The organism is Streptomyces sp. SDT5-1 (assembly GCF_052245995.1).
Taxonomy (GTDB): Bacteria; Actinomycetota; Actinomycetes; order Streptomycetales; family Streptomycetaceae; genus Streptomyces.
Genome location: NZ_CM125963.1, coordinates 1,279,046 through 1,294,425 on the forward strand (window position 1 = coordinate 1,279,046; position 15,380 = coordinate 1,294,425).

Annotated in this window: 14 protein-coding genes and 1 riboswitch; of the genes, 9 read left to right on the forward strand and 5 right to left on the reverse strand. The window is 72.3% G+C overall.

Going from position 1 to position 15,380, the window contains the following annotated elements; genetic code table 11:
• Positions 1-96: 96 nt before the first annotated feature.
• A complete protein-coding gene (locus ACTWJ8_RS06070; RefSeq protein ID WP_443263210.1) occupies positions 97-1,089 on the forward strand; it encodes a fibronectin type III domain-containing protein in 993 nt (330 codons plus the stop codon).
• A gap of 11 nt (positions 1,090-1,100) precedes the next feature.
• Here ACTWJ8_RS06070 and ACTWJ8_RS06075 read toward each other — a convergent pair whose 3' ends face one another.
• Positions 1,101-1,628 (reverse strand): PadR family transcriptional regulator, encoded by a 528-nt coding sequence (locus ACTWJ8_RS06075; protein ID WP_356381415.1) that lies wholly within the window; start codon positions 1,626-1,628, stop codon positions 1,101-1,103.
• 94 nt (positions 1,629-1,722) lie between these two features.
• Complete coding sequence (locus ACTWJ8_RS06080) at positions 1,723-3,738, reverse strand: FAD-dependent oxidoreductase (RefSeq protein ID WP_443263211.1); 2,016 nt, start codon at positions 3,736-3,738, stop codon at positions 1,723-1,725.
• A 150-nt stretch (positions 3,739-3,888) separates the two neighbouring features.
• On the opposite strand from ACTWJ8_RS06080, the gene ACTWJ8_RS06085 reads away from it, so the two are divergent.
• Complete coding sequence (locus tag ACTWJ8_RS06085; RefSeq protein ID WP_356381420.1) at positions 3,889-4,335, forward strand: MarR family winged helix-turn-helix transcriptional regulator; 447 nt, start codon at positions 3,889-3,891, stop codon at positions 4,333-4,335.
• 6 nt (positions 4,336-4,341) lie between these two features.
• On the opposite strand, the gene ACTWJ8_RS06090 is transcribed toward ACTWJ8_RS06085, so the two are convergent.
• Entirely contained in the window at positions 4,342-5,091 is a 750-nt protein-coding gene (locus ACTWJ8_RS06090) for a GNAT family N-acetyltransferase (RefSeq protein WP_356381423.1), read from the reverse strand.
• A gap of 143 nt (positions 5,092-5,234) precedes the next feature.
• On the opposite strand from ACTWJ8_RS06090, the gene def reads away from it, so the two are divergent.
• Positions 5,235-5,882 (forward strand): peptide deformylase, encoded by a 648-nt coding sequence (def, locus tag ACTWJ8_RS06095; RefSeq protein WP_356381426.1) that lies wholly within the window; start codon positions 5,235-5,237, stop codon positions 5,880-5,882.
• A gap of 3 nt (positions 5,883-5,885) precedes the next feature.
• Here def and ACTWJ8_RS06100 read toward each other — a convergent pair whose 3' ends face one another.
• On the reverse strand, positions 5,886-6,680 hold the full coding sequence (locus ACTWJ8_RS06100) for a VOC family protein (RefSeq protein WP_443263212.1): 795 nt from the start codon (positions 6,678-6,680) through the stop codon (positions 5,886-5,888).
• Positions 6,681-6,868: 188 nt separating this feature from the next.
• On the opposite strand from ACTWJ8_RS06100, the gene ACTWJ8_RS06105 reads away from it, so the two are divergent.
• A complete protein-coding gene (locus ACTWJ8_RS06105; protein ID WP_443263213.1) occupies positions 6,869-8,131 on the forward strand; it encodes a phospholipase D-like domain-containing protein in 1,263 nt (420 codons plus the stop codon).
• A 7-nt stretch (positions 8,132-8,138) separates the two neighbouring features.
• Here ACTWJ8_RS06105 and ACTWJ8_RS06110 read toward each other — a convergent pair whose 3' ends face one another.
• Positions 8,139-8,849, reverse strand: a complete 711-nt coding sequence (locus ACTWJ8_RS06110; protein ID WP_356381435.1) for a class I SAM-dependent methyltransferase — start codon at positions 8,847-8,849, stop codon at positions 8,139-8,141.
• Positions 8,850-9,230: 381 nt separating this feature from the next.
• Here ACTWJ8_RS06110 and rho point away from each other — a divergent pair, with 381 nt between their 5' ends.
• The 5 genes from rho to ACTWJ8_RS06135 all read left to right on the forward strand — a co-directional run bounded on the left by rho (position 9,231) and on the right by ACTWJ8_RS06135 (position 15,038).
• Positions 9,231-10,409, forward strand: a complete 1,179-nt coding sequence (rho, locus tag ACTWJ8_RS06115) for a transcription termination factor Rho (RefSeq protein ID WP_356381438.1) — start codon at positions 9,231-9,233, stop codon at positions 10,407-10,409.
• Between the two features lie 24 nt (positions 10,410-10,433).
• A complete protein-coding gene (locus ACTWJ8_RS06120) occupies positions 10,434-10,925 on the forward strand; it encodes a GNAT family N-acetyltransferase (protein WP_356381440.1) in 492 nt (163 codons plus the stop codon).
• A 65-nt stretch (positions 10,926-10,990) separates the two neighbouring features.
• On the forward strand, positions 10,991-11,494 hold the full coding sequence (locus ACTWJ8_RS06125; protein ID WP_356381443.1) for an inorganic diphosphatase: 504 nt from the start codon (positions 10,991-10,993) through the stop codon (positions 11,492-11,494).
• Positions 11,495-11,497: 3 nt separating this feature from the next.
• A riboswitch (cobalamin riboswitch) is annotated at positions 11,498-11,713 on the forward strand.
• Positions 11,714-11,744: 31 nt separating this feature from the next.
• A complete protein-coding gene (locus tag ACTWJ8_RS06130) occupies positions 11,745-12,860 on the forward strand; it encodes a HoxN/HupN/NixA family nickel/cobalt transporter (RefSeq protein ID WP_443263214.1) in 1,116 nt (371 codons plus the stop codon).
• A 168-nt stretch (positions 12,861-13,028) separates the two neighbouring features.
• Positions 13,029-15,038 carry a GTP-binding protein gene (locus ACTWJ8_RS06135; protein WP_443263215.1) on the forward strand — a complete coding sequence of 670 codons (2,010 nt, stop codon included), beginning with the start codon at positions 13,029-13,031 and terminating at the stop codon, positions 15,036-15,038.
• The last annotated feature ends 342 nt before the right edge of the window (positions 15,039-15,380 follow it).

Genomic DNA, 15,380 nt, shown 5'->3' on the forward strand with positions numbered 1-15,380 from the left:
CCATTGGTACGGACCTGTTGGCGCGCACCTCTTGAGGAAAGCGCATCCCGCATGCCATACAGGTCTGTACCAATCCGCTCGAACGGAAGGCTCTCCGTGCGACGCCTCCCCCCACGTGCCCTTCTCGCCGTCTGCGCCGCCGCGCTCGTGCCCGCCCTCGCCTCCTGCGGACTCCTCTCCGACAGCGCGAACGCCGAGGGGCCCGCGCTGTCCGCCCCGGTCGGTGTCACCGCGCAGGCCGGCAGCGCGACCTCCGTGCACGTCATGTGGAACCGGCCCACGAGCACGGCGCGGGTCGAGCGGTACGAGGTGTACCGGGGCGGGAAGCTCGTGCGGAAGCTGCCCGCCGAGCGGCACATGGTCGACGTGACCGGGCTGCGCGCCAAGACCCGCTACGCGTTCACCGTGCGGGCGCGCGGCACCGACGGTTCCCTCGGACCGGCGAGCGCCCGCGTCACCGTCACCACCCCCGCGTCCCTCGCCCGTGACCGCACCGCGCCGACCCGGCCGACGGGCCTGCGCGGCACGGTCGACGGCGGCCGGGCCGTGTCGCTGGAGTGGCGGCGGGCGACGGACCACAAGGGCGTCGTGTCGTACGACATCTACCAGGGCTCCGCGAAGATCCACAGCGTCGGCGGGAAGGAGACGCGGGCGCTGGTCACCGGGTTGCGCCCGGACACCGCGTACGTGTTCAGCGTGCGCGCGAGGGACGCCGCCGACAACACGTCGGAGGCCAGTGGGACGGTGCGGCTGCGGACCGCGCGCGGCAAGGCCGAGACAGGTCGGGGCACCGCGCCCTCGGGGTTCGAGGCGTCGACGCGGCGCGCGAAGGGCGCGTACTACATCGACCTGGCGTGGACGCCGCCGCGCACCGGCGGGGAGGTCCCGGCGTACCAGGTGTTCCTGGACGGCCGGGAGGCCACGACGGTGGCGTGGGGCGAGAGCGCGCCGACCGGTTCGGCGACGTACGGCTTCTACATCGGCAAGAAGGCGCGGGAGACGCACCGGGTGAAGCTGCGGGCGCAGTTGCCGGACGGGACGTGGGGCGCGTTCTCGGCGGAGCGGACCGTGGTCACCGGGGAGGACTGAGGGGCTGAGGGTCAGTCCAGTTCGGTGAGGGTGCGCTCGAGCCAGTCCACCCAGAACCGTTCGAGGTCGATGCCCGCGCGCAGCACCGCGTGCTGGAGCCGGTCGGCCTCGCTGTTCTTGCCGGGCGGGAAGTCCCGCTTCTCGATCTCCTGGTACGTCGTCAACTGCTCGCGGTGCAGGGCGAGATGGCGGCGCAGGTCGTCGGCGATGCCCTCCGTGCCGACGACCGCCGCGGAGCGCAGGCGCAGCGGCAGCGGGTCGCGCAGCGGTTTGGGGTCCTGGGGTGTGGCGGTCCAGCGGGCGAGTTCGGCGCGGCCCTCGGGCAGCACCTCGTACTCCTTCTTCTGGCCGCGCGCGGGAGTCTCGGTGGGCAGCGCCCTGATGAGTCCCTCGCGTTCCAGTCTGCCGAGCTCCCGGTAGATCTGCTGGTGCGTGGCCGACCAGAAGTAGCCGATGGACTTGTCGAACCTGCGGGTCAGCTCGAGGCCCGACGACGGCTTCTCCAGGAGCGCCGTGAGGATCGCGTGCGGGAGTGACATGTCGCCCAGACTACGAGGAGGTGAGGAGACAGGGGGTGGTCACGTGTCCGGCGGGCCCGGACACGTGACCACCCGGTCTCTGGCGGGCCGCGGCCTACAGGGCCGCCGCGACCTCGGTGCCCTGCTTGATGGCGCGCTTGGCGTCGAGCTCGGCGGCGACGTCGGCGCCGCCGATCAGGTGCGGGGTGCGTCCGGCGGCCAGCAGGTCGTCGTAGAGCGAGCGGTGCGGCTCCTGGCCCGCGCACAGGACGACGGTGTCGACGGGGATCAGGGTCTGCTCGCCCTCGACGGTGATGTGCAGGCCCGCGTCGTCGATCAGGTCGTAGGTGGCTCCGGGCACCATGGTGACTCCGCGGTGGCGCAGCTCGGTGCGGTGGATCCAGCCGGTGGTCTTGCCGAGTCCGGCGCCGACCTTGGTGGTCTTGCGCTGGACGAGGTGGACCTGGCGCGGCGGGGTGGGCCGCTCCGGCTCGGTGAGGCCGCCGCGGTCGGCGTAGTCCATGTCGACGCCCCACTGCCGGAAGTACGTGGCCGCGTCGAGGCTGGCCTTCTCGCCGCCGTCGGTGAGGTACTCGGCGACGTCGAAGCCGATGCCGCCCGCGCCGATGACGGCGACGCGCTCACCGACGGGCGCCTTGTCGCGGAGCACGTCGAGGTAGCTGACGACCTTGGGGTGGTCGACGCCGTCGATGGCCGGGGTGCGCGGGCTGACACCGGTGGCGACGACGATCTCGTCGTAGGAGTCGAGGTCGTCGGCCTCGACGCGGGTCTCCAACTTCACCGTCACGCCGTGGAGTTCGAGCTGCGCGCGGAAGTAGCGCAGCGTCTCGTCGAACTCCTCCTTGCCCGGGACCTGGCGGGCGATGTTGAGCTGCCCGCCGATCTCGGGGGCGGCGTCGAAGAGGGTGACGTCGTGGCCGCGCTCGGCGGCGCTGACGGCGCAGGCGAGTCCGGCGGGGCCCGCACCGACGACGGCGACGCGCTTCTTCAACCGGGTGGGCGCCAGGACCAGTTCGGTCTCGTGGCAGGCGCGCGGGTTCACCAGGCAGGAGGTGATCTGGAGGCTGAAGATGTGGTCGAGGCAGGCCTGGTTGCAGCCGATGCAGGTGTTGATGGTGTCGGAGCGGTCGGCCGCGGCCTTGTTCACGAACTCCGGGTCGGCGAGCATCGGGCGCGCCATGGACACCATGTCGGCGGCGCCGTCGGCGAGCAACTCCTCGGCCAGTTCCGGGGTGTTGATGCGGTTGGTGGTGACGAGCGGGACGTTCACCTCGCCCATGAGCTTCTTCGTGACGAAGGTGTACGCGCCGCGCGGCACGGACGTCGCGATGGTGGGGATGCGGGCCTCGTGCCAGCCGATGCCGGTGTTGATGATGGTGGCGCCGGCCGCCTCGATCTCCTTGGCGAGGTGCACGACCTCGTCGAGGGTGGAGCCGCCGGGGACCAGGTCCAGCATGGACAGGCGGTAGATGAGGATGAAGTCGGGGCCGACCCGCTCGCGCACGCGCCGCACGATCTCGACGGCGAACCGGATCCGGTTCTCGTAGGGGCCGCCCCAGCGGTCGGTGCGGTGGTTGGTGGGCGCGGCGATGAACTCGTTGATGAGGTAGCCCTCGGAGCCCATGACCTCGACACCGTCGTACCCGGCGGCCTTGGCCAGTTCGGCGGCGCGCGCGTAGTCCTCGATGGTCCGCTCGACGTCGGCGTCGCTCAGCTCGTTCGGCACGCAGGGGCTGATGGGGGCCTGGATCGGGCTGGGGGCGACCAGGTTCGGGTGGTAGGCGTACCGGCCGAAGTGGAGGATCTGCATGGCGATCCGCCCGCCCGCCGCGTGCACGGCGTCGGTGATCTCGCGATGCTGCTCGGCCTCCGCCTCGGTGGTCATCTTGGCGCCGCCCTCGAAGGAGCAGCCCTCGGCGTTGGGCGCGATGCCGCCGGTCACGATGAGGCCGACGCCGCCGCGGGCGCGGGTGGCGTAGAACTCGGCCATCCGCGCGAAGCCGTTCGGCGCCTCCTCCAGACCCACATGCATCGAGCCCATCAGGACGCGGTTCGGCAGGGTGGTGAAGCCGAGGTCGAGCGGGGCGAGCAGGTGCGGGTAGCGGCTCATGGGGCCCTCCGTGAGCGGTGAACGGTCGAAACAGTTGTAGAGGACACCGCCCGGGTTTTGCAACAAGTTGCATAAGAGATCCGCGCCACGTACCAGGCCCTCTTGACCTGGGGGTTGTAGAGTGCAACGAGCACCCCGAAAGGAACCGCCGTGGCACAGCCAGATCGCGCGACCGACCGTGAGGCGGCCGTGGAGACCATTCAGCGCGAGCTGACCTCGTTCGCCCGGCGCGCCCGGGCCACCGCCGCGCGCATGCACCCGGAGCTGTCGCTCGTCTCGTACTCGCTGCTCGCCCACCTCGACGAGCGGGGCGGCTGCCGGGCCACGGACCTCGCGGCGCACTACGCCCTCGACAAGTCGACCGTCAGCCGGCAGGTGGCCGCGCTCCAGCGGGCGGGCCTGGTGATCCGCCGCGTCGACCCCGACGACCACCGCGTGCAGGTGCTGCATCCGACGGAGGCGGGCGCCGAGCTGCTGCGCCAGGTCACGGAGAACCGCCGCCAGATCTTCGGCGACCGTCTGGCGGACTGGCCGGAGGAGGACCTGGAGCGGTTCGCGGACTATCTGGTGCGCTACAACGACGCGGCGCAGGACTGACGCCGGCTAGCGGGGCGCGCGCACCGTCCTGAAGCGGGTGGTGTTGCGCAGGTGGAAGCCGAGGGACTCGTACAGCCGGATCGCGCTCGTGTTCGCGGCGCCGGTGTGCAGGAACGGCGTGTCGCCGCGCTCCTCGATGACCGCCGAGACGGCCTTGATCAGGCGGCCCGCAAGGCCCTGGCCGCGCTGCGACGGGTCGGTGCACACCGCGCTGACCTCGGTGTACCCGGGCAGGTGCAGGCGCTCCCCCGCCATCGCGACGAGCGCGCCGCCGCGCCGGATGCCGAGGTACGTGCCGAGTTCGATCGTGCGCGGCGTGAAGGGTCCGGGCTGGGTGCGGGCCACCAGGTCGAGCATCTCCGGCACGTCGTCGGCGGTGAGCAGCACGGCCTCGGGGTCGGGCGCGGCGACCACCGCGTCGCCGACCATGCGCACGCCCGGGACGTCGACCGTCACCTCCCAGCCCTCGGGCACCTCGATGTCCGTGCCGAGCAGCGGCAGCGTGCCGTCGGCCTCGGCGAACGCCGCGAGGTCCGCCCAGTCCGCCGGGCCCGGGTCGGGCGGCAGCGCGGTCCACGGGGTGACGGCCGCGGGGTAGCGCAGGGCCCGGCCGCTGCGCTCGGCGAAGTGCGCGTGCGGTCCCGTGAGCGCGGCGTACGCGGGGTGGTCGAGGGGGTCGAAGCCGGGCGCGGCGGGCGCCACGGGGCCGGTCGCGTCCTCGTGTGCTTCGTACGTCTGCGTCTGCGCCTGCGTCATGCGTCGGAACCCTCGAAACCTTTTCCTGTGCCACCGCCGACCCGTTCGTCGGAGTCGGCCACAAGATCAGAACCTCCGGCGACTCCCCCGCATTCCCGGCCCCCGGACGACGCGAGCGGGATCACGCTTGGCATGCTGGCGCGATGCCGTTCACGTCACTGAGTGATCACGTCGAGTCCCTGCTCGCCGCCGAAGGACCGCTGCCGATCGTCGCGGCGGGCGACCCGGTGCTGCGCCGCCCCGCCGAGCCGGTCGACGGACAGCTGTCCGACGAGCTGCTCGCCCGGCTGATCGCCGCGATGCGGGCCGCGATGCACGCGGCGCCCGGCGTGGGTCTCGCCGCGCCGCAGATCGGCGTCCCGCTGCGGCTGGCGGTGATCGAGGACGCGGCGAACGTGAGCGAGGAGGTGCGCGCGGCGCGCGGCCGCGTGCCGCAGCCGTTCCGGGTGCTGGTCAACCCGGCGTACGAGGGAGTGGGCGCGGGCCGCGCGGCGTTCTACGAGGGGTGCCTGAGCGTGCCCGGGTACCAGGCCGTCGTCGCCCGGCACGAGCGGGTGCGGCTGCGCGCCCTCGACGAGCGGGGACGCGCAGTCGACGAGGAGGTCACGGGCTGGCCCGCCCGGATCGTGCAGCACGAGACGGACCACCTGAACGGCACGCTCTACCTGGACCGGGCCGAGCTGCGGTCCCTGTCGTCCACGCAGACCCCGGAGGCGGTGGAGCGCTGGGCGCAGCCGACGCCCGAACGCGCCGCGCGGGAGCTGGGGTTCGGACTGCCGGGGGCCGACTGACCGTCAGGACATGTTCGGCATCTCGCCCTTGGCCTTCGACACGTCGATGACGGAGAACGCGGCGCCCTGCGGGTCGCCGACCGCCGCGAACCGGCCGAACGGGGTGTCGACGGGCCCGAAGTGCAGCGCCCCGCCCAGCCGTTGGACGGTGGCGACGGCGTCGTCGCAGTCCTCGACGACGAAGTACACATTGACGTACGAGGGGACCTGCGGCGGGAAGTCGTCGGTCATCTGCATGCGGCCCATGGCGGGCTCACCGTTCAGGTCCCAGACGTTGAAGTCGATCTGGTCGTCCTCCATCTTCTTCACGCCGTAGCCGAAAACGGCAGGGAAGAAGGAGTCGGTCTTCGCTGCGTTGCGGGTGTTGACCTCGGCCCAGCAGAAGGCGCCCGGTTCGTTGACCTTCTCGAAGCCCTGGTGGGTGTCGGGCTGCCAGACGCTGAAGACGACGCCCGCCGGGTCCTGGGCGGTGACCATCGTGCCGAACGAGCCGACCTGCATCGGGTCCATCATGAGGCTGCCGCCCGCGTCGTTGATCCGCTCGGCGACCGACGCGATGTCGTCGGTGGCGAGATACAGGTTCCAGGCCGGGTGCACGCCCTCGGCGCCCGGCATCTGCGGCACCAGCGCGGCGACGTGCTTGCCGTCCGCCGTGCGGGCCTGCGTGTAGTTGCCGAACTCGGGGCTGCCCTCGTCGTAGCTCCAGCCGAACAGCTCCGCGTAGAAGGCCTTCGCGGCCTCCAGGTCGGGGAACATGGCGTCGGCCCAGATGGGCGCGCCTTCAGGACGAGCGGACATGACGCGACACCCTTCCGTCGGTCGCCGGGCACGACGCCGCCCGGCAGTTATGGATACACGCTAGGCGCGGCGGGCCCGCGGCGCGATCCGGCGGACGGCAAGCGGGAGGCGTGATTCCGGGCCGCGGGGCGGAGCCGCCGTGGCAGGATGCGCACGCCCTGACCAGCCGCGCCCCAGGAGGCCCCGCCTTGCACTGGAGATCCGTCCTACGCGCCGTCGCCCTCCCCGCCGTCCTGTGTGCGGCCGTCCTCTCCCCGGCGGGCCCCGCGCCGGCCGCCGCCCAGGCCGTGGGCACCGAGGCGGTCTTCAACGATCCGGTCGGCACGGCCGCCGAGCAGCAGGCGATCGTGACCCGGCAGGTCGAGCTGATAGCCGGCGCGCCGGCCGGATCCAGGATCCGGCTTTCGCTGTTCTACGCGGACGACCCGACGGTCACGGACGCGCTGATCGCCGCTCACGCGCGCGGGGTCGCCGTGCAGGTGATCCTCGACAACAAGGCCGTGACCATGGCCCCGTACCAGAGCCTGCTGAGCGCGCTCGGCGGTGACACATCGAAGGCGTCGTGGGTGATGAACTGCGGGGCGGGCCGCGGCTGCGTCGGCACGCGCACGCTCGGCACCGTCGACGCGATCAACCACAACAAGTTCCTGCTGCTGTCCAGCACGCAGGGCACGGCGAACGTCGTCGTCCAGTCGTCGGCGAACCTGCACAACGGCCGCGACGGCACGAAGGGCTGGAACAACGCCCTCGTCCTGACCGGCAACGACGGCATCTACTCCGCGTACAACGCCTACTTCGACGACCTGAAGTCGCGTACGGCGAACAACAATTACTACGACACCGGCAGGCCGCCGGTGACGTCGGGCAACGCCAAGGCGCATTTCTATCCGCGCGCCGAGAGCAACGGGCAGCCCTACAACGACCCGTCAGAGGACACCGTCGCGACGGTGCTCGACCACGTCGAGTGCTTCGGGAACACCAGGGTGGGCACCACCGACAACCACCGCACCCGGATCCGCGTCGCCATGAACATCTTCAGCCGCCCCTACCTGGCGCAGCGGCTCGCCGCGCTCGACGCGCAGGGCTGCTACGTCGAGGTGTCGCAGAACTACAACCCGGCGAGCGCCCTGGAGCAGCAGTCCCTCTCGGCGCTGCTGGCGAAGACGTCGAGTGTGTACGGCGGCGTGATCGCCCGGTACTACTGCCAGGCCGACTCGACGTGGATCCACGACAAGTACCTGCTGGTCGAGGGCAAGTACTACGGCGTCCCGGACCGCGAGATCGTGTGGACGGGCAGCCACAACTGGAGCGGCAACTCGCTGCGGCAGAGCGACGAGACGATGCTCCAGCTGGAGGACCCGGCCGTGCACGACGCGTACGTCGCGAACTTCAACCAGGTGCGGGCCGCGACCACGCACCAGCCGGCGAACGGCGCGACGCCGTCCTGCTGACGCCCGGTCAGCGGCGGGTGGCCACGACGAGCCGGCAGCGCGGGCTGCCGTCGGGCCGCCCGCCGAGCTCGGGCAGCGCGTACAGCGTGACGTCGAAGCCCGCCCGGTCCAACTCCCGGCGTACGTCGCCGAGTCGGAACGGCCGGTAGTACATGACGAAGGGGGGCCGCCACACCGCGTTGCGCACCCGCATCACGGTGTCGAAGCCGAGCATCGCCCAGTAGCCGACCGTGTCGGGCCCCGCGGGCGCGGGCAGCGGAAACGCGAACTGCCCGCCGGGGCGCAGGACTTGGCGCACCTCGGAGAAGAGGCGCGGCCACTCGCGCGGCAGGAAGTGCCCGAACGCGCCGAAGCTCACGACGAGGTCGAAGGCCTCGCCGAAGGGCAGCGCGAGGGCGTCGCCGCGGACATGGCCCGCGCCCGGCTCGGCGCGCCGCGCCACCTCCAGCATGCCGCCGCTGAAGTCCACGCCGACGGCCCGCCCGACGCCCGCGTCGCGCAGCACACGCAGGCCCGCGCCGGTGCCACAGCACAGGTCGAGCCCCGTGCCGTACGGGCCGAGCCCGGCGAGCGCGCGGCCGACCGCGTCGAGCACGGCGTCGGGGGTGCGGAACGGCGTGTGGTCGAACTTCGGCGCCAGCAGGTCGTAGCCGCGCTCGACCGAGGACAGCGCCTGGACGGCCAGCTCGCGGAGGGTGGGCCCCTGATCGGTGAACATGGCCGCTCAGCATAGGGCGGCGGGGCGCCGCGGGCGGGCCCTGCCGCGCGGGGCCGGGGCTTCACGAGAACCGGGTCTTGCCGCGCGACGGAGTCCGGGTGGTACGGTCAAGGCGGTACATGTGCTCGCCCGTTCCGAGGCGCCGGTACCGATCTCCTTTTCTCAGCGCCCTTCGGCCGATGGTTCCCCCTTCACCGTACGGCGTATGTCATCCCTGGTCAGCGGCTTCTGGCGGGCTCTTCACCCGTTGCCGCGAGCCCAGGTTCTCCCCGGCCGCGGGGCGCGCTCCGTCGCCCTCGCCTCTTCGCCGGATCCCACCCCTTCCCTGCCCCCATGCCACTCGGACCCGCGGCCCAGGCCGCGAAAGGACCCGTGATCACCATGACCACCACGACCCTGAACCCGACCACCACCACCCGTGAACCCCGTGAGGCCGATGAACCCCGGAGGACCGAACCCGTCCGCGCCGCAGGCTTCCTCGACATCGGCGGCAACGGGCACGGCTTCCTGCGGGCGCCCGACCTGATCCCCACGCCGCACGACGTGCAGGTGCCGGCCCACCTCGTGCGCCGAATCGGCCTGCGCAAGGGCGACTTCGTCGAGGGGACGTGCGGCGCACAGCGCGGCCTCACCCACGTCGAGGCCGTCGAAGGTTCCCCCGCGCAGGCGGCGGGCGGCCGCCCCCGCTTCGCCGACCTCACCCCACTGCACCCGAGCGAGCGGTTCCGCCTCGAGCACCCGGCGGCCGGGCTCGCGGGACGCGTCGTCGACCTGTTCACCCCCGTCGGCAAGGGGCAGCGCGGGCTGATCGTCGCCCCGCCGAAGACCGGCAAGACGGTGCTGCTCCAGCAGCTCGCCGCCGCGTTCGCCGCGAACCACCCCGAGGCCCACCTCATGGTGGTGCTCGTCGACGAGCGCCCCGAGGAGGTCACCGACATGCGCCGCTCGGTGCGCGGCGAGGTCTACGCCTCGACGTTCGACCGCCCAGCCAAGGCGCACATCGCGCTCGCCGAACTCGCCGTCGAGCGCGCCAAGCGGCTCACCGAGCGGGGCCGCGACGTGGTGATCCTCCTCGACTCCCTGACCCGCCTGTGCCGCGCGTACAACAACGCCGCGTCGACCAGTGGCCGCACCCTGTCGGGCGGCGTCGACGCGGCGGCCCTGCACGGGCCGAAGCGGTTCTTCGGCGCGGCCCGCGACGCCGAGGAGGCCGGATCCCTGACGATCCTCGCCACCGCCCTCGTCGACACCGGCTCCCGCGCCGACGACTACTACTTCGAGGAGCTCAAGAGCACCGGCAACATGGAGCTGCGCCTCGACCGCACCCTCGCCCAGCGCCGCGTCCACCCCGCCGTCGACCTCACCCCGTCCGGCACCCGCCGCGAGGAGCTGCTGCAGCCGGCAGCCGAGCTGTCCGTCGTCCGGGGCCTGCGGCGGGCCCTGCAGACCCGGGACCCGTACGCGTCGTACGAGGCGCTGATCGAGAAGCTGCGGCAGAGCCCGGACAACGCCGCGTTCCTGCGCCAGGCGCACTCCACGGTGCCCGGGGCCAGGCCCTGACCCCGGATGCGTAATACTCGACCCATGAACGCGCGCGTTACACGCCGCGGAGGAGCACCGGCCGTCACGGTCCGGCGGGCCACCGCACAGGACGCCCGGCGCCTCACCCGCCTCGTGCGTGGCTCCAGCGCCTACCGGGACCCGTACGCCTCCATGGTCGCCGGGTACCGGGTGGGCCCGGACTACATAGAGGCGCACCCGGTGCATGTGGCCGTGGACGAGGCCGACGGGCGGGTGCTCGGTTTCTACGCGCTGCTGCTCGCGCCGCGGGAGCTCGACCTGATGTTCGTCGCGGACGAGGCGCAGGGCCGCGGCATCGGCCGGCTGCTCATCGCGCACATGCTGGCACAGGCCGTCGGCGCGGGCCTCGACCATGTGCGGGTCGTCGCGCATCCGCCCGCCGAGGGCTTCTACCGGAGCATGGGCGCGCGCCGGACCGGCACGGTGGCCGCCCGCCCGCCGGCCGTCGCCTGGGACCGGCCCGAACTCGAATTCGCCGTTCCCCCGGCGGCCTGAGGGGTTCCGCCCTTGCCCGGCACGGCGCACACTCGTGGTCGTCGGGATGCGGCAAGGAGGCCACATTGGGCAGCAGTCAGGCACGCGCCGAGGCGTTCGACGTCATCGTGGAGATCCCCCAGGGGTCCCGGAACAAGTACGAGATGGACCACGACCTCGGCCGGATCCGGCTCGACCGGATGCTGTTCACGTCGACGCAGTACCCCGCGGACTACGGCTACGTCGACGGCACGCTCGGCGGCGACGGCGACCCGCTGGACGCGCTCGTCCTGACCGGCGACGCGACGTTCCCCGGCTGCGCCATCGAGTGCCGCGCCATCGGGATGTTCGTGATGAGCGACGAGAAGGGCCCGGACGAGAAGATCCTGTGCGTGCCCGCGCACGACCCGCGGCACGACGCGACCCGGGACATCGAGGACATCCCGGAGTTCGACCGCCTGGAGATCACCCATTTCTTCGAGGTCTACAAGGACCTGGAGCCGGGCAAATCGGTCGACGGCTCGCACTGGGAGGGCCGCGAGAAGGCCTACGAGGAGATCCGCCGGGCCCGGGAGCGGGCCGCGCGGTAGGTAGTAGGGTGGTCGGGCCGTGGTGCTCGGGAAGACCGGTGACAGCCCTTCAGGGGCCCATTCCGGAGCGGCCCTCGCCACTGTGATCGGGTTCCGGACAGCGACGTCCGGGGCGCGTCGTTCCATCCTGTGCGCCACTGGCGGCCGTCGGCCGCTGGGAAGGCCGGAGCGACGGGCACACCCGTAAGCCAGGAGACCGGCCACGGCATCTCACGAAGTGATCCACGAGGTGCTGGAGCGTGATCGACGCATGACCCTGCCCGGGAACTCCCCGAATCTCCTGAATTCCCCCTCCCCTGCCTTCCGTTGGCGCCGCGAGGACACGCTGCGCACGGCGGGCCTGATCGCGGTGATCGCCGCGCTGCACGTCGTCGCGTTCGGCGTGCTCTTCCTGCTCGTCGTCCCCGAGCACTACGAAGTGGGCAACAAGGCCTTCGGCATCGGCCTCGGCATCACGGCGTACACGCTCGGCATGCGGCACGCGTTCGACGCCGACCACATCGCGGCCATCGACAACACCACCCGCAAGCTGATGGCGGACGGCAAGCGGCCCGTCTCTGTCGGCTTCTGGTTCGCGCTCGGCCACTCCAGCGTGGTGGTCGTGCTCGCGGCCCTCGTCGCGGGCGGCACGGCGCTCGCGACCACCCTGACGAGCGACGACTCCCCCACCCACCAAGTGCTCGGCGTCGTCGGTACGACCGTCTCCGGCACCTTCCTGTACCTCATCGCCGCGCTCAACCTCGTCGCCCTGATGGGCATCCTCAAGGTCTTCAAGGCGATGCGCGCGGGCTCGTACGACGAGCGGAAGCTCGAGCAGCACCTGGACTCGCGCGGGTTCATGAACCGGATCCTCGGCCGCTTCACCAAGTCCATCACCCGCCCCGGGCAGATGTTCCCGCTCGGCTTCCTCTTCGGGCTCGGCTTCGACACCGCGACCGAGGTGACGCTGATGGTGATGGCGGGCAGCGGCGCCGCGGCGGGCCTGCCCTGGTACGCGATCCTGTGCCTTCCGCTGCTGTTCGCCGCGGGCATGAGCCTGTTCGACACGCTCGACGGCACGTTCATGAACTTCGCCTACCAGTGGGCGTTCTCGAACCCGGTGCGCAAGGTGTTCTACAACCTCACCATCACCGGTCTGTCGATCGCGGTCGCGTTCTTCATCGGGACGATCGAACTCGTGGGCGTGCTCCACGACAAGCTGGACCTCAGCGACGCGGTGACCGGCTGGATCGCCGGTCTCGACCTCGACAACGTCGGGTACGTCATCGTTGGCCTGTTCGTCGTCGTGTGGGCGGCGGCGATCGCCTACTGGCGGCTGGCGCGGGTCGAGCAGCGATGGTCGGCGCGGGTGGCCGACGCCGGGTAATTCGGTTGCCGGGATGCGCGGCGCGCTGCTGCACTGATTCCCGTGCGGCACGAGTCGCGCATCCCGACCGTGAGGACCGATCCATGCGCGCTGCAGTCACGTTCCTTCCGAGGGCCACCGCGGATTCCGCCGCCGTGGCATTCCCTTCCTTCGAGGACTCGACTGCCCGTGGCATTGCTGAATCTTGGAATTCTCGCGCACGTAGACGCCGGTAAGACCAGCCTGACCGAGCGGCTCCTGCACTCGGCCGGGGTGATCGACGAGCTCGGCCGGGTCGACGACGGGAGCACCCGCACGGACTCCCTGGACCTGGAGCGCCGGCGCGGCATCACCATCAAGGCGGCCGTGGTGTCGTTCCCGGTCGGCGGCACCACCGTCAACCTGGTGGACACACCGGGTCACCCGGACTTCATCGCCGAGGTCGAGCGCGTGCTCGGCGTGCTCGACGGGGCGGTGCTCGTCGTCTCCGCCGTGGAGGGCGTCCAGGCGCAGACCCGCGTCCTGATGCGGACGCTGCGCCGACTGCGCATCCCCACCGTGGTGTTCGTCAACAAGGTCGACCGGCGCGGCGCCCGGGAGGCCACGCTCCTCGACGACCTGCGCCGCAAGCTCACACCCGCCGTGGTCCCGATGAACACGGTGACCGGCGGCCTCGGCGACCGCTCCGCGCGCTGCGTCCCGTACGCCGCCGGGGACGCGGACCACCGCGCCCGCCTGGTCGACGTGCTCTCGGCCCGCGACGACGGCCTCCTGGAGGCGTACGTCAAGGACGAGGAGTCGGTGACGTACGGCAGGCTGTGGGACGCGCTCGCCGAGCAGACGGCGCGGGCGCAGGCCCATCCGGTGTACTTCGGCTCGGCGATGACGGGCGCGGGGGTCGACGCCCTCGTGGACGGCGTCACGCGGCTGCTTCCGGCCGCGGAGGAGCGGCACCGACTGCCGCTCTCCGCCCGGGTGTTCAAGGTGGAGCGCGGACCGGCCGGCGAGAAGATCGCGTACGCCCGTGTCTTCACCGGGACGCTGCGGGTGCGCGAGCGCCTCGCGCTGCCCGGCGGCGGCGAGGAGCGGCTGACGGGAGTACGGGTCTTCGCGGACGGGGCGGACGTCCCGGCGGCGGAGGCCGGGCCCGGGAGGGTGGCGCGACTGTGGGGGCTCGGCGGCGTGCGCGTCGGCGACGACCTCGGAGAGCCTCGAGCACCGGTCGAGGAACACCACTTCGCGCCGCCGACCCTGGAGACGGTCGTCGAGCCCGAGCGGCCCGGCCTGCGCGGCGCCCTGCTCGCCGCGCTCACCCAGCTCGCCGAGCAGGACCCGCTGATCGGCCTGCGCCAGGACGACGTCCGCCAGGAGATCTTCCTGTCGCTCTACGGCGAGGTGCAGAAGGAGGTCGTCCAGGCCACGCTCGCCGAGGAGTTCGGGCTCGACGTCACGTTCCGCGCGACGACGCCGCTGTGCGTCGAGCGGCCGACGGGATCGGGCGAGGCGGCCGAGGCCATGAAGGACGAGGGCAACCCGTTCCTCGCGACCATCGGACTGCGCGTCGACCCGGCGCCGGTCGGCTCCGGCGTCGCGTTCCGGCTCGGCATCGAACTCGGCTCGCTGCCCATGGCGTTCATCAAGGCCGTCGAGGAGACCGTGCACGAGACCCTGGGCCAGGGGCTGCTCGGCTGGCGGGTCACGGACTGCACGGTGACGCTGTTCCGCTCCGGGTACGCGCCGCGGCAGAGCCACGCGCACGCCGTCTTCGACAAGTCGATGTCGAGCACCGGGGCGGACTTCCGCGGCCTGACACCACTGGTCCTGATGAGCGCCCTCGAGCGCGCGGGCACGACGGTGTGCGAGCCGATGCACCGCTTCCGCCTCGACATCCCGGCCGATCTGTACGGGGCGGTGCTGCCCGCCCTGACCCGGCTGCGGGCCGTGCCGACCGGGCAGCGCACGGCGGACGGCGGGGCGTGGGCCACGGTCGACGGGCTGATCCCCGCGGCGCGGGTGCGGGACCTGGAGCGCCGGCTGCCGGGGCTCACCCGGGGCGAGGGCGTCCTGGAGGCCGCCTTCGACCACTACGCCCCGGTCCGCGACGACGCGCCGCGCCGTTTCCGCACCGACCACGATCCGCTGCACCGCAAGGAGTACCTGCTGCGGGTCGTGCGCGGGGCGGGCGTGCGGCAGGGGTGACGCGGCGCGCGGGGACCGTGGGTGGCGGCGGGGCGCCAGGGGCCCGAGCGGCTGGTTGAATCCGGGCCGTTCGGCCCACCGTGAGGGCCCGTTGGCCCCGTCCCCCACGGGGGCCCGCGCTGAGATGCTGCGGTATCGAGCCTCCCGTGCCCTCGCCCTCCCGCCGCGGCGCACGGTCGAGGCCGAGCCCGGGCCCGCCGTTCGCAGAAGGGGGAGCCGCGAATGGCGGGCCCGTCCGTTCCGGGCCCGCGGCCCGGCCGTTCCCCCTTCGCACGCGTGTCCGGCACGCCGCCGCGGCAACTCGCGCGCAAAACACCCTAATCAGAGCGATAAAGTGGCTCG